A 13,810-nucleotide genomic window follows, 5' to 3' on the forward strand; every position below is an offset into this window, starting at 1 on the left:
ACCGCCCCGTGCGCGGCCGCGCCCACCGCCCCGCCGCCCAGCGCCGCGAAAGCCGCGGCGCCGGAGGCGAGGAGCAGCACGTTGGAAAGGCCGTCGGAGATCTGGAGGGCAGCGGAGTTGGAGCCCGCCTCCTCGGGGGCGGACAGCTTCAGCAGCAGCACACTGGTGGAGGCGATCACCATGCCCATCCCGAAGCAGCCGAAAGCCCAGGCGACGGCGACGGTCCAGACCGGGACGCCCTCGATCAGCACGGAGGGCGCGACGGCGATGGAGGCGGCGACGAGCAGCATGCCGGTCACCATCAGCCGCTCCCGGTGCGCTTCCATGCGCGGCCGGGACTGCACGAACGAACCGAGCGCCCAGGTCGCCCCGCCCACGGCCAGCGAGAGCCCGGCCATCGTCGGGGACAGCCCGCGCTGGGTGACCAGCATCAGCGGTACGAAGGACTCGGCGGCGATGAACGACCCGGCGGCGATCCCGCGCAGCAGGACCACCGAGGGCAGCCCGCGCCCCGCCCGTACGGTCCCGGTGGGCAGCAGTCCGCGGACGGCGGGCACCAGCAGGGCGATGCCGACGGCGGCCGGCAGGAGGGCGAGCCAGTTCAGCTCCTGCCCCGCGTACTGGAGCAGCCCCGCCCCGGCCGAGATCCCCAGCGCGAGCCGGATCCGGCGGCGGTCGTACGGCTCGGCGGCGGTGGCCGGGTCCGCGGGCCCGGAGGCGGTCCGCCGGATGGCCGGGAGGGCCAGGGCCAGCGGAATCACAATCAGAACCGGGATACCGACGAACACCCAGCGCCAGCCGAGCTGTTCGGTCACCGTCCCGGAGGCGAGCGGCCCGACGACGGAGGGGATCACCCAGCTCGCGGCGAAGGCGGCCAGGATCGCGGGCCGGATCCGCTCGGGGTAGGCCCGCCCGATGACGACGTACAGCGCGACGATCACCAGCCCGCCGCCGAGCCCCTGGACCGCCCGCCCCGCGATGAAGATCCACATGCTGGTGGCCGCCCCGGAGAGCAGCAGACCGACGCCGAACGCGGTGATCCCGGTGGCGAGCGGCTGGAGCGGCCCGCGCCGGTCGGCCCACTGCCCGGAGAGGACCATGGCGAAGAGGCTGGTGGTGAAGTACGCGGAGAAGGCGAACGCATAGAGCGGGATCCCGTTCAGCTCACGGGCAGCGACCGGCATGGCGGTACCGACCGCCGTGGCCTCGAACGCGATGAGGAACACCACGGACACGATGCCGATGCTCAGCGCCCGGTAGGTACGCCCGAGAACCCCTTCGACGGCCGCCAGGGGGACGTCGGACAACGGGTCCGGGGAGTGATCGTCGGTCGCGGGCGGCGTGAGGCGTGCGGCATCGGTGCCGTCACGCGGTTCGAGGGCGGTCATGGCCTCAGCGTAAGGGGCATGGCCCGGTTTGAACCCTGTCGATATGCGGTCCCGGGCTCGGCCCTTGGTCGTAGGTCCGGAGCCCCGCTCTCCCGCCCCAAGGCCCCGGGTGTGAACGGCGTATGGCGGTCGCATTGCGGCCCGGCCGGATTCCTTGAGTCGGCGGACGGCGGCCCGTAGCGTCATGGACAGAGCACGGGAACGCACCACCGCCGCACCACACCCCGTCTCACCGCACCACCGCACCACCGCCGACCGTGTGCCCGAGAGGCTCAGGGGCTCGACTGCAACTCGAGTTACACCGGTTCGAATCCGGTCACGGTCTCCAGCACGAAGGGGCCACTCCCAGGCAAGGGGGCGGCCCCTTCGACGTGCGCGCAGGCCGTATACGCGCAGGCCGTACGCGCGGCCGTACGCGCACGACGCACTCGCAGGCCCGTACGCGCACGGCTGCCGAATCTCAGCCCGTCTTCAACGCCTTCATCACATCGCGCATGTCGCTGATCAGGTCAGCCCGGTACGCGAGCAGCTCGGACTCCGGCGGATCGTCCGGCGGCTCCTCTTCGCCGTCGTCCGTGTCATAGTTACGCCAGGCAGTCAGGGTGAGGGTCACGACGGCACCGCCATCCACCACCTTCAGCTGCATGACGTTGTCGTTCAGGACCAGCAGATGGGCCAGTTCCCCGAGGTCCGGTACCCGCTCCACCTGTGTCACCTCCATGCCGTCGATCTCCGTCAGCGTGCTGCTCGCCTCGAACTCGGGGCGCGGGTCGGTCTCCTTGTGCAGCTCGGCCGTGACGGACGCCTCGTAGCTCTCCGTCCACCTCGCCGGTTCATCGCCGTCCTGCGTAGCGGCGTCCGCCGGGATGAGGGTGACGGTGCACCTGATGCGATGGAGAGCCGGATGCTCGATCCCGTCCAGTGCGGTCTCCGCCGGCTCGGTCTCCGTCGCCCTCACCACCTCGGCGAGGGCCTTGAGCTCCACGGCAGCGCAGGAGTCGGACTCCACCCGGTAGCCCCGCAGGTCCGGCTTCGGGTCGCCGCCGATCCCGTACCCGAACACCGCCGTCGCCCACACCGCCGACGCCGTGACCGCCCCACCGGCGGCCCACAGCACCCCGCGCCACCGCCGCCGCCCGGTCGCAGGGCCCTGCCTGTCGTCGAACCCGCTCACTACGTCCTGGGGCGAGCCCGGCCCGTCCTCCCCCACCAACTCCGGCTCAGAAATCACACCGGCACCTCCCCCTGGTCAAGGGGTACGGTACCGGGCGGGCTTATCGCCGGGGCTGCTGCGCACGTCACGCGGGGTCGAGTGAGGGCCGCGCCTCCAACCCTCCATCGTTCTCGCAGCGCAGTTCCTTCGCCATGGCCAGGGCGAAGGAATGGACCACGGTCGCGTAGGCGTCCTTCAGCTTCTCTGGATCACCCTCGGGGTCCATGGGCAACCAGCGCTGCACGCCAATGTCGATGTGAGTCGGCGTGGAACCGGGCAACTTCGCGCTCTGGCAGGCGAACTGGACAGCGGCGGCGTCCGGAGCGGTCAGGGCCCGCTCCCCCATGGGGAGCACCGTGAACTTCGAAGCGGGTTCGCCCTTCGGCGGCCCGCCGGTCAGCTCCCAAGTCACCTCGATGTATTCCATCGGTGATGCGCTCATCCCGTAGACACGGCAGATGTCCCCGTCACCGACGACAGCGAACGCGAGGCGCTCCCTCATCGCCCGCACGGCCTGCGCGAGGGTGTACTCCGGTCCCGACCCCTCGAACCGGGACGACCCCGTAATCACCTTCAGCGCCTCACCCGCCTCCACGGAGACCGCTTCGCCGCCACAGAGTTCCGTCGGCCCCGTGGACCAGTCAGGCGTTGCGCCCGCAGTCTCCCCGTCCGTACAGCCGACCGCACCCGCCGCCAGGGAAACCGCGATGACCGCGCCGAGGAGACCGAGGCGGCCACGGTTGGAGGTCCTGCTCATGCAGATGTCGGCATTGTGGAAGGAATGACGGGAGGCTTCGTGCAACCCATCTCGTCCACGACCGACCGAGCGAACACACTGAGCAGTTCCCACCGGAGCTCCGTTCCCAGGCTCGTCCCCGACACGTCGAACTGGAGTGGCAGGTCGGACGGCTGGGAGTCGATGGTGCCGGGTACGGCACATTTTGCTATCAACCGACTGCGGCCTGGGCCCGCTTCCGTTTCCACGTAGACAGATTCGTTCGCCTGACGCCACGTCCGGCTGTTCTTAGGGCTATCCATCATTCCCAAGGAGAGGGCGGACCACTTCACCGACGCATCGACGGTGCCGCTGATCTCATCACCCTCGAAAGCGTCCACTCTGCAGCCGGTGTAGGAGGTGTGCTGCAGATCCGACTCCTGCCACTGCTTCGCCTCCCGTACGAGGCGTTCCGCCAGCACATCGGCTTGAGGCGTCCCACCCACCTCGACATCGCTGCCGCCGGTCGTCCTGACGGCCGCTTCCACGTTCTCGTCACCGAGCAACGTCTCGCACTGCCCCCGTTTCGGCGAATCCGCGCGTTCCTCGCCCCCGGAGCATCCTGAGAGAAGTCCGCCGATGACCAGAAAGGTGATGGCCGTCACCCCGGTCCTCCAGCAGCGCAGCATCCTCACTTGACCCTCCCCTGGTCACTGACCGCGGTCTTACCGTTCCCGTAATAGGTCTCAATGTCCAAGTTGAGCTGACGCTTCTCTTCAACCGACAGCCCGATGTCGTCCGCATAGTTGAGCAGGGGCGTGACAGCTCCCCGCTCCCCCTCGGCCTTGAATTTCTCAATCCCGCTCAACGCTTCGTCATTGTTGTCGTACTCGCGCTGCTTCAGGTAATCCATCGTCTCGCCGGCGTATCCGGTGTCAATCGCCGCGGTTGCGGTATCCATGACGAGAGGGACTGCTGTTGCGGCCACGACGCCTGCCGCGGGCCCCAGAACCACTGCAGTGCCGACCCCCACCACAGCGCCTACGCCGGAACTGACACCAAACTTCCTCCACTCGGCTGCCTTCTCCATCTCGAGCGTCTTGGCTTCTTCTGCACCCTTGAACTGCTGATGGATGCCCTCGATGCGCGCCTCGTCGAGGATCCCGTGCACCTTTGCCCCGCCGTATCCGAAGTGCAATCCGAGATCCTGGCGCTCGGTCCCGAAGGCTTTCAGCCCGCTTGCCTCGTACACCTGCTGTGCCGAAGACAACGTCTTCCAGCCCTCTTCATCGGCCGCCACCACGCCCATGAACCGGCGCGCCGCAGCTTCGCCAAAATCGGTCCGCTCGGAACCATCGCTGCTGTTCGCGAACAGCTCGTCCCGCCCGAGTTCGTCGCCAGCCGACCCGAAGTTGTATGTCGAGTAATTCAGGTCGTCGATATACGCAGCCCCCATACGACCCAAGCTGTCCTTGAGCGCTTCATGCCGGCCGAGGAGGCCCGAGTCCGATCCGTAGCTGTCGATCACATTCTTCATGATGCCCGCCGTCACCTCGTCGCGCTTCAGCGTGGGTGAGGGGTCGTCCCAGGCGTGCCCGATGGTCGCCGCTTCCAAGGCCTTGCCGAGCGCGTCGGGCATGTACTGCGTGGACTTCTTCACGTCGTCAGGGTGGTGGCTCGCAATGTCGAAGAACGGGTCGTAGTCCTCGTTCTGGAAGAAGTCCAGGTAACTGGTGATCTCCTCCCCGTCCTTGTTCTTTCCGAGGTCAGCGTCACCGCTCTTCAGGGTGCCGTCCTCGTTGTACGCGGTGGGCTCGGCAGAGAAGAACTGCTTTGCCGCCTCCGGGCTGTGCCCCAGGGCTTCCAGCATGCTGTTCACCGGGTCATAGCCGGAGCCGTTGACACCTGAGGGATTGAACGGATTCTCCGGCCCACCGGGCACGCCCTTTGACGCGTAGAAGAAGTCGTGGTCCTTCTGCCTCAGCTGGACCACATGCTCCGCCATGGGGTTGAGGAACTTGGGGTCGTAGTTCCCGTACCGCATGATGCCGCCGAGCAGTTGGTAGCCGAACGGCCCGCCGCTGTCGTTCTTGGCGAGCGGGAAGCGTTCCGTACCCATCTTGCGGAGCTCCGGCCCCCACTCCGCCGTGAACGCCTTGTCGTGCGAGGCGGTGGCCAGGTTGAGGCCGAGGTTGCGCTGGAGGGCCTGGACGTCCGCCAAGCGCTCCTTGTCGACCTTGGTGATGTCGTGCGTGTCCGTGGCGAGCTGCCCGAAGAAGGTGATCGCCTTCTCCGGGCCGAGCTTCTCGTAGAAGCCCTTGGCGAACTCTGGTGACCTGGCGTTGTCACGCAGCAGTTCATTGAGCGCCTGAAGTTGGGCATGCGTGAGGTCGCGTCCCTTGCGCGCAAGGTCGGCCGCACGGGCGGCTTCCTCTTGGTCCAGATTCTTGTACTTCGGGCTACTGAAGTCCTTGCCCTCCGTGACGTTGGCCTCAAGAGCGTTCCTGAAAGCGACGTCGGTGTCGTTGCAGTTGTCCACGATCAAGTCGATCTTCTTCTGCCACGACTCGATGTTCTTCCTCTCCTGCTGGAGGAACTTAGTGAAGTCGGGATCGTGCCGCGCAGCGTTATTCTCGGACACCGGGTTACGCGCCGTCACCTTGCCCTTGGCGTCCACATGGATGCCCGCCTCGCGCCCTTCTACCTCGCGGATGTTCACTAGATCATCCTTGGCCTTCTTGAAGGCTGTGTGCGCGTCCTCCAGGACGAGCTTGACGCCTTTGGCCTCGGCAACCGCGTCCTTGAACTCCTTCGCGGTCTTGCCGATGAAGCCTTTGGTGACGCCGGCGTTCGCACCCTCCCACTCGGCCTTGTCCGCCTTGACCTTCATGCCGTCGTTAGCCACCTCGGCCAGGCGTTGCAGCTTGGTGACTATCTCCGACCAGTCGTCGGCAGCCTCCTTCAGCTTGCCGAGCGGTGCGTCGATGATGTCCTCGTACTTCAGCACGCCAACTCCCCCGTGATTTACTTCAGATACTCGTTGAGCTTGGAGACACTGAGCAGCTTGCCGACGATCTCGACGTCGTCCTGGTGATGGGCGGCCTGCGAGTAGTCGAGGTGGTTCGAGATCTGCGCGCAGGCGTCGAGGAGCGTCTTGAGGTGTGTCTGCCAGCGGTCGTGAACCTTCAGCAGCCCGGACCCACTCACGAAGTTGCCGTTGGTGAGCGCGATGGCCGCGTCGAAGGTCGCGGGCCGGGCGTGATCGCCGTCCTTCGACAGCCGCGTGCGCAGCTCGTACGCGTCATGCCCGATGGCGCCAAGGTCGTCATCGTTGACGGCAAGGTCAGCTTTGGACGGGCCCTTCGAACTTCCTGATTCGGCAGGTACGCCATTAAGGCGCATATCAACCCTTTGGGTCGATTCAGCGCGAAGCGTTGACCATTCTGCGTGGAACGTCATGAGTTCCCCTGTGGCCACTTGCGAAGTCCTTCGAAACCTTGGCGACTTCACCCGACATGAATTCCCATGCTAGCGACCTGGCATCGATCGGATCGCCGCGAATCACGCGGTCTTCGCAACTCCGCCACACGGGAGGGGACGATTCCGGCTCGCAACTCCCCTGCCACCCAGCGAGCGACGCCAATCCCAGCCAACTACCACCCGTAAGACTCTTGCCCCACGCCCCCAGGAAGAGCAGGCAGCACTACCTACAGAGGCTGCATTGACGCGATAAAAGACTTCGTTTCGGCCAAATGAATAGGCTTGAATTCCGCCATAATGCGTCCCATCACAGAACAGAGCACCATGCGCTGGTCGCACACTGAGCTTCTCCGCGTAGCCCACTGATCAGGTGACGGGTGCCGTGACACGTAACAAGCGGGCATCCAGGGAGCCTTGACCGAGGACGTGAGGTCTCCACCGCGTTGCTCGGGGCCTCGTCGGTCATCTCTCCTGCCGCACTCGACCTGCAGCAGGCACTTCTGGACTGGGCCCTCATGCTCCTCGGCAGCCACGAGGGGGTACGCCGGGAACTCCGCCTGTTGAAGATCCCACCCCTAGTGCTGGGCCGAGGACACGACCTGACCGCTGCCCGGACCCACCGAATCATCCGGAACTGGAAACGGCAGGGTGCCCAGTTCCCGCCGATCCCGCCTACTGGGCGAAGCATCTGGCTGACCAGGGAATGGTCAAACTGTGCACCGGTCACGACATGGGCAGAAACCGAGCGTGGTGTCGGCCCATCCCGGGAGCACCGCGCATCCCATCACTCGACATCATGCCGAGCAGAGGCCTGGCACGCTCTTCAGCCGACGGAGCCGGGGCCTCGGCCGGGAGGAGCCCCGTAGGGAGCGTCGGGGTACGAGTTGCTCGGCGGTGAACCGTAGGGAGAGTGCGGCGGCTGCAGATGCTGTTGGTGCGGATACGGCTGCTGTTGCCACGCTGGCGGAGCCTGCGCCGCAACAGCCTCTCGCCGACGGGAACGGACCACTAGCGCAGTGGCGACGCCAACGACTATGACGGCCGCGCCAGCTCCGAGGCCGAGCCAGAGCCCGGTGTCGCCGCCCTCACCCGTGGCCACGGCAGCCGGTTCCTTGCTGTCCTGAGCACCATCCGCGGCCTTAGAGGGCTGCGGGGAAGGCGCCTTGGACGCCGCTGCGGCGAGATCCGGAAGCGGGTACACATCTGCCGGCCCGGGATCCCCAGGCGTCTTGAGCGCAATACGCGGACGAACAATCCCGTAACCGATCCCGTCCGACCGCTCCTTGCCACTGACGGGACCGCCCGCAGTGTTCAGCATGACCCGCAGAACCTGATTGTTCGTCCAGTCCGGATACTTCGACCAGATGAGGGCCGCCGAGGCAGAGGCGAGAGCGGTTGCGTGGCTAGTGCCGCTGCCCTTACACAACTGGGTTCCTCCAGAACATGCGTGAACGGTGTCCACGCCTGGAGCTGCAAGATCAACCTGCGGTCCGTACTGAGAGGATTCCGCCCTTCGAAGATTCTTTCCGACGGACCCCACACCGACAACACCCGGAGTCCCGGCAGGATACTCGAGCGCGTTTTCCTTATCTCCACTGTTGCCCACAGCTGCGAAGATCAGCGATCCTTTATCGAGGGCATAACTCACGGCATCCGTCAACCGTTGCGATCCGGCCTCACCGCCGAGAGCAACATTGATGACCTTGGCACCCCGATCCACAGCAAAGAAAATTGCCGCCGACAAGTCATCGTTGAAATATTTATCTCCAGTCGCACCATTAACTTTACCCGTACTATCTCTGACGCGAATCGGGAGAATTTTGGATCCAGGGGCCAGGCCGAAAGCACCGTCCCTACCGCCGACGTTGCCGGTTCCAGCAATGAGTCCAGCCATCCCCGTTCCATGATTGGCGTAGTCCGTATGCTCGCCTCCCGGAGAGTCTGTCGCCAGGTCTTTCCCCTTGAGGACGCGCCCCTGAAGATCAGGGACTGAAGTATCCACGCCTGAATCGATCACAGCAACAGTGACATTCTCGCCAGTGCTGGTCTTCCACATCTGCTCGGCACGCATCACATCGAGATGCCACTGACCAGAACGAACGGAATCAGCGTGTGCAGAGGTAGCGCCTACCAGGAGCAGTGCCGCAACGACTGACAGGACGGCCCCACGCCGGGCAACGGCTGCACTACTGGCACGCATTCCATTCCCTTTTTCTAGATTCTTGCTGCTCAGCCGATCACCGGCGACACGGCATGGCGGGCATTCTGCTGCAGAATCTCTTGGTCCACCGCAGCACACAATCAGGCCTCTCACCTTCACCCATGCGTGAGACATCAGTGGGTTGCGGAACCCATAGCTCACCCCATTGCCTTGTACGCACCCCCTCCGCAAGGACCGGCTCGACCCTTTCAGGCAGCGGGGCCCGACCCTTGGCCGGGTGGAGGCCCGTAGGACGTATTGGGGTACGGACTGTTCGGTGGTGAGCCGTAGGGAGAAGGCAGCGGTTGAGAGTGCGGGGGTGGATAGGCCTGCGGAACCGTCGGAGCAGCGGCGGCAGCACGCCGGCGCCGGACAACCAACAAGGCACATACCACACCCGCCAGCGCCACTGCCCCGGCACTCAGGCCGACCCAAAGGCCCGTGTCACCACCGCCGTCGTCACCCGAGGCGGCTGCGGCAGGGTCTAGAGACCTCGCTGGGCCGTCGACAGGCTTGGACGGCTCCGCGGAGGGCTTCTTCTTCGCTGCAGCCTCTGCCTCAGCCAGGTCCGGGAGAGGATACTCATCGGCTGGACCTGGATCGCCGGGCTTCGTCAACGCCGCCCCAGGACGCACTGCGCCATAGCCGACGTAGTCGTTGCGCTTGGCGCCGCTGGTCGGGCCACCGGCCGTATTGAGCATGGCTCGAAGGACCTGGTTGTTCGTCCAGTTCGGGTACTTGGACCAGATCAGGGCGGCGGAGGCGGAGACGATGGCGGTGGCGGTGCTCGTGCCATAGGACTCGCAGAAGCCTGTCTCGCTGCTACAGGCGTGAACCATTTCTTCGCCCGGAGCGGACAAATCGACCTGAGATCCGTAGTGAGAGAAGTCGACCTTCTTGAGATTTCTGCCGATCGCGCCGACGCCCACTACTCCTGGAGTGGATGCTGGGTACATGGCCTTGTTTCCCTTTTCTGCATCATTTCCGACAGCAGCGAAGATCAGCGCCCCCTTGCCCAGGGCGTACTTCACAGCCTCATCGAGGTTCCGCGACCCCTTCTCGGCCCCCTGAGAAAGATTGATGACTTTCGCGCCAGAATCGACAGCGTACCGAATTCCCTCTGGCACAGTTCTATTGAAGTCCTGCAACCCCTCCGCCTGGTTATTCAACTCACTTCCAGGGGTCATGCGAATCGGTAGGATCTCCGCTCCCGGAGCCAGCCCAAAAGCGCCACCTCCTTTATTCCCCTTGCCTGTTCCAGCAATCAGTGCCGCCATCCCTGTACCGTGACCATCCGGATCGGTGTGTTCGTCTCCCGGGGCCCTCAATGCCAGGTCTTTGCCCTTGAGTACACGGCCCTGCAGGTCAGGAACGGATTCATTGACACCGGTATCGATCACCGCCACCGTGACTCCCGCCCCGGTACTCATGACCCACATCTCTTCAGCCTTCATGGCATCGAGGTGCCACTGCATCGACCTCACGGCATCCGCATGAGCCGGTGCAGCACTACCCACCAGCAGTCCGATCACCGATACGAGAACGGCATGGTTGTGCACTTTTCGCTGACTGCCGATGGGCATGCGTTTCCCTTACCAGGTGTTGGTCAGTCGATAACTGGCGGCACTACGCGCCGGGATCCCTGCTGCCACGTTTCTTCGTCCTCCGTCAGATAGTCAGGCCTCTCGCTGCCCTCGTTCCGACGTGAGTCGCCAGCACGTTGCGAGCCCACGGCACCTCGCCCCATCGCACCCGTGCTGCGTGCACCTTCGCCTGACGCTGCTCCTCGTACCAGGCCCGTGCCTCCGGGCGTGAATGGCCGTGCACCGGTTTGGCCGGGCTGCTGAGGGCGGCCACCCACCATTCCACCTGTTTCGCCGGCGAGTCGACGTCCGCCGACGATGCCGCTCTGGCCGCTTCCAACTGCACCGCCCGGCGCGTGCATCATCGGTGCACGACCACCGTGAGCGCCTTCGCCGCCGACCACCAGCCCGCGCGGCAGGCCACCCACCGGCCGCCCTGTGGCCTGCGGGGCAGGCCGGCCGCCGACGATGCCGTTGGCCGGAGAAGGGCGTCCGGCTTGCCCGCCACCGAGACCGTTTTGACCTGGCATAGCCAGAGAAGGCCTCACGGCATTTACCGGCCGGCCCGAGCCGTTCGTCGGCGGCAGCGGAATAACACCCTTGTTGAGGATCGGAGGAGCTCCACCTACAACAGGCGGAGGGCCGACGTCGGACCTCCCCCCACCAGGCTGTCCCTGAACCGGAGTCGCTGACGGCAGCGCAGGCGCGTCGGGAAGAGTCGCGACGCTATTGATACCCATTTCGACTGGAGGAACTACCGGTGACGCCGACGTAGGGGGCCTGATCGCACCTACGTCTGGACCACCTCGGGTCACGCTCCCGTCGGCCCCAGATACGGGGCCCAACATCTCGCCACTCGACGAGGAACTGCTACCGCCCGACGCAGCTGGACCAATGCTTCTAGTGCCGCCGTAGTTGGTCTCATCCCTCGGCACGATCGCCAGCGGCGGAGGTGGGAAATTAGGCTTCTCCAACCGGCCCATCTCCGTCGAGGACTGGTTGTACGCCTCCGACAGAGCCTTCATGCGCTGCGCAGCCTCTTGGCGGGCGGAGTCGTTGGCTGCGATCTGAGCCTCCGCCTTTCTCGCGATGGCCGCAGCGTCCGGGTCGTTCCTCGCCTCCAGCGCCGCTTCGAGGTTCGCCTCCGCGCCCTTGTGGATGGTGCGGGGAATGGTGGTCTTGGCATGAGTGATCGCGTGGGATGCCTGCGTGAGCCACTTGGCCGCGCCCTCGCTGTAGTCGCCGAGGCGCAAGGTCTCGTTCGCCAGGTTCGCCGTCCAGGTGCGGAACGCTTCGCTGCCGTCGCCCCTCCACTTCACGATCTGTGGACGGACTTTCAGCTCCTCGGCGATCTTGTGGATCTCCTCGGCCGCAGACTTCAGCCGGTCTGCGGCCCCACGCACCGCACCGCTGTTGGCCTGGTCCAGCCACTTCAGCATTTCTTCGTGGGTCATGCCTTCGAACCCGCTAGCCATCCCGCTCCCCCATCCGGTCCGGTGCCTTACGCGTGATCACTATTCCCATGAGAGTCCATCTGTGCCCGAGGTGTCGCCGCTGGACGACGGCGCTTCTGCCGGGCGGTCACCACTCTGCTTGGTCGCAGGCACTTCCGACTTGTCCGGCTTCGGATAGTGCTCCTCCACACCCGACTTGATGGCGAGCATGCGGTCGCGGATGTCCTGGTCCAGGTTGTCGTAGCCCTTGTGCGACGCCAGGACCGCGATGCTCATGCCCTCGATGGAGTCCGAGAGCAGCTTCGACAGGGTCTCCAGCTCGCCGACGACCTTCTCGTACGAGGCGAACATGCCCTTTGCCTCCGGCCACCCCACGTCGCCGAACTGGCTGTCCTTGATGGACATCTCGCCCAGCTTCTTGGCGTCCGCCGGTGAAGCCTTCAGGTCCACCAGTATCTCGTCGATACGGTCACGGAACTTGGTGAAGGATTCCAGCTCCGTGTAGAGGTCCGAAACCATGTTCTGCGCCGCAGCGACGGCGCCCCCAATGAATCCCCCGAAGAGCCCCCCGGAGGAGCCGGCCCCTTCGGAGCCCTCTCCCGTCGCCACAACACCCTCCCCGTTGCCCTGCTGGTACAGCTTCGAGGATCACTGTAGCCAGCATCGGTGACAGCTCGCACCCTTTGATTGCACGTGCAATGCGCATCACACCGCCCCGACGGCGATAACGAGCCAGTCAGGGCTTGGGCGTTGCCACCGCCGCCTGGGGTCTGATGGGGAGTCGGTTCACCGGGCGGCCCGTCGCCGAGCGGACCGCCGAGGCCACCGCGGCGGGGGCCGTGACGACCGGGACCGCCGAGGCCGGCTTCGCGCCGAACGGGGCCACCACGTCGCGTTCCTCGACCAGTTTGACGATGCGGATGTCGGGGGCGTCCAGCGCGGTCGGGAGCGCGTAGCCGGTCAGGTCGGGGTGGCGGATCAGGCCCTTCGCGGTGCGGAGGTTCTCCGTGAGGGCCGCGCCGATGCCCTGGGTGATGCCCGCCTCGATGCGGATCGCCAGCTGGGCCGGGTTCAGGACGCGGCCCACGTCCTGGGCTACCGCCATCTCGACCACGCGGATCGAGCCGAGCTCGATGTCCACGTCCACCACCGCCCTTACCGCGCAGAACGCGAGCCCGACGAACGCGTCGCCCTGGCCCGACTCGTCCAGCGGTTCCGTGGGGTGCGGGCGGCACTGGGCCGTCGCCCAGAGTTCCTTGCCGTCCAGCGCCTCCGTGACCGTGGTGGAGAGCACGCCGTCGTACGAGGTGATCTTCCCGTCGGCGATCTGGAGCAGCTCCGTGGACATGCCGAACTTGTGGGCCAGCGGCTGGAGGAGCTGGGTGCGGACCATCTTCGCCGCGCGTTCCACCGCCCCGCCGGAGACCCAGGTGTGGCGACCGTGGGTGGCCGGGCCCGCGGGGGGCTGGTCGGTGTCCACCGCCGCTACGTGGACCTCTTCGACGCCCAGGGTCTCCTGGACGATCTGGCGGGCGAGGGTGGTGAAGCCCTGGCCCGTTTCTACCGCCGCGCAGATGACGGTGGCCACGCCGTCGTGGACCCTCACCGTGGCCGTGGAGACCTCGTCCGTGCCCTCGGCGCCCAGCATGTGCACCATGCCCAGGCCGTAACCCACGCCCCGGCGCACCGCCCCCGGCTCCCCCGCGCGCCCCCGGGCCTCCCCGCCACGACCCGGGAGGCTCCGGCGGTCCGCCGCCCCCAAGGCGCACGCCCGGGG

General features: G+C 66.0%; 11 protein-coding genes, 1 tRNA gene and 1 pseudogene. 2 read left to right on the top strand and 11 right to left on the bottom strand.

Annotated elements, in window-relative coordinates:
• On the bottom strand, positions 1 to 1,388 hold a 1,388-nt coding region (locus tag JS521_RS26950; RefSeq protein WP_205085566.1), incomplete at its 3' end, for an MFS transporter.
• 253 nt (positions 1,389 to 1,641) lie between these two features.
• Here JS521_RS26950 and JS521_RS26955 point away from each other — a divergent pair.
• A tRNA-Cys gene (locus tag JS521_RS26955) sits at positions 1,642 to 1,716 on the top strand.
• Between the two features lie 132 nt (positions 1,717 to 1,848).
• Here the strand turns inward: JS521_RS26955 and JS521_RS26960 are convergent.
• The 5 genes from JS521_RS26960 to JS521_RS26980 form a co-directional block, all read right to left on the bottom strand.
• The gene (locus JS521_RS26960) at positions 1,849 to 2,619 is read right to left on the bottom strand and encodes a hypothetical protein (protein WP_205085567.1); all 771 of its coding nucleotides are present in this window, start codon (positions 2,617 to 2,619) and stop codon (positions 1,849 to 1,851) included.
• Between the two features lie 67 nt (positions 2,620 to 2,686).
• Complete coding sequence (locus JS521_RS26965) at positions 2,687 to 3,358, bottom strand: hypothetical protein (RefSeq protein ID WP_205085568.1); 672 nt, start codon at positions 3,356 to 3,358, stop codon at positions 2,687 to 2,689.
• Entirely contained in the window at positions 3,355 to 3,981 is a 627-nt protein-coding gene (locus JS521_RS26970) for a hypothetical protein (RefSeq protein WP_205085569.1), read from the bottom strand. The genes JS521_RS26965 and JS521_RS26970 overlap by 4 nt, the downstream gene beginning before the upstream one ends.
• 26 nt (positions 3,982 to 4,007) lie before the next feature.
• Entirely contained in the window at positions 4,008 to 6,323 is a 2,316-nt protein-coding gene (locus tag JS521_RS26975) for a DUF6571 family protein (RefSeq protein ID WP_205085570.1), read from the bottom strand.
• Between the two features lie 17 nt (positions 6,324 to 6,340).
• Positions 6,341 to 6,775 (bottom strand): hypothetical protein, encoded by a 435-nt coding sequence (locus tag JS521_RS26980; protein WP_205085571.1) that lies wholly within the window; start codon positions 6,773 to 6,775, stop codon positions 6,341 to 6,343.
• 578 nt (positions 6,776 to 7,353) lie between these two features.
• Here JS521_RS26980 and JS521_RS26985 point away from each other — a divergent pair.
• A pseudogene (locus JS521_RS26985) lies at positions 7,354 to 7,472 on the top strand (IS5/IS1182 family transposase); the annotation flags it as partial.
• A 147-nt stretch (positions 7,473 to 7,619) separates the two neighbouring features.
• Here the strand turns inward: JS521_RS26985 and mycP (JS521_RS26990) are convergent.
• The 5 genes from mycP (JS521_RS26990) to JS521_RS27010 form a co-directional block, all read right to left on the bottom strand.
• Complete coding sequence (mycP, locus tag JS521_RS26990) at positions 7,620 to 8,996, bottom strand: type VII secretion-associated serine protease mycosin (protein ID WP_205085572.1); 1,377 nt, start codon at positions 8,994 to 8,996, stop codon at positions 7,620 to 7,622.
• A gap of 209 nt (positions 8,997 to 9,205) precedes the next feature.
• The gene (gene mycP / locus JS521_RS26995; RefSeq protein ID WP_205085573.1) at positions 9,206 to 10,579 is read right to left on the bottom strand and encodes a type VII secretion-associated serine protease mycosin; all 1,374 of its coding nucleotides are present in this window, start codon (positions 10,577 to 10,579) and stop codon (positions 9,206 to 9,208) included.
• 23 nt (positions 10,580 to 10,602) lie between these two features.
• Positions 10,603 to 12,033, bottom strand: coding sequence for a hypothetical protein (locus tag JS521_RS27000; protein WP_205085574.1), 1,431 nt, complete (start codon positions 12,031 to 12,033; stop codon positions 10,603 to 10,605).
• A gap of 60 nt (positions 12,034 to 12,093) precedes the next feature.
• Entirely contained in the window at positions 12,094 to 12,552 is a 459-nt protein-coding gene (locus tag JS521_RS27005; protein WP_205085575.1) for a DUF2563 family protein, read from the bottom strand.
• Positions 12,553 to 12,769: 217 nt separating this feature from the next.
• Positions 12,770 to 13,810: molybdopterin cofactor-binding domain-containing protein (locus tag JS521_RS27010; RefSeq protein ID WP_239487879.1), on the bottom strand; the 1,041-nt coding region annotated here is incomplete at its 5' end.

Source organism: Streptomyces durocortorensis, assembly GCF_016901035.1.
In the GTDB taxonomy this organism is placed as follows: Bacteria; Actinomycetota; Actinomycetes; order Streptomycetales; family Streptomycetaceae; genus Streptomyces; species Streptomyces durocortorensis.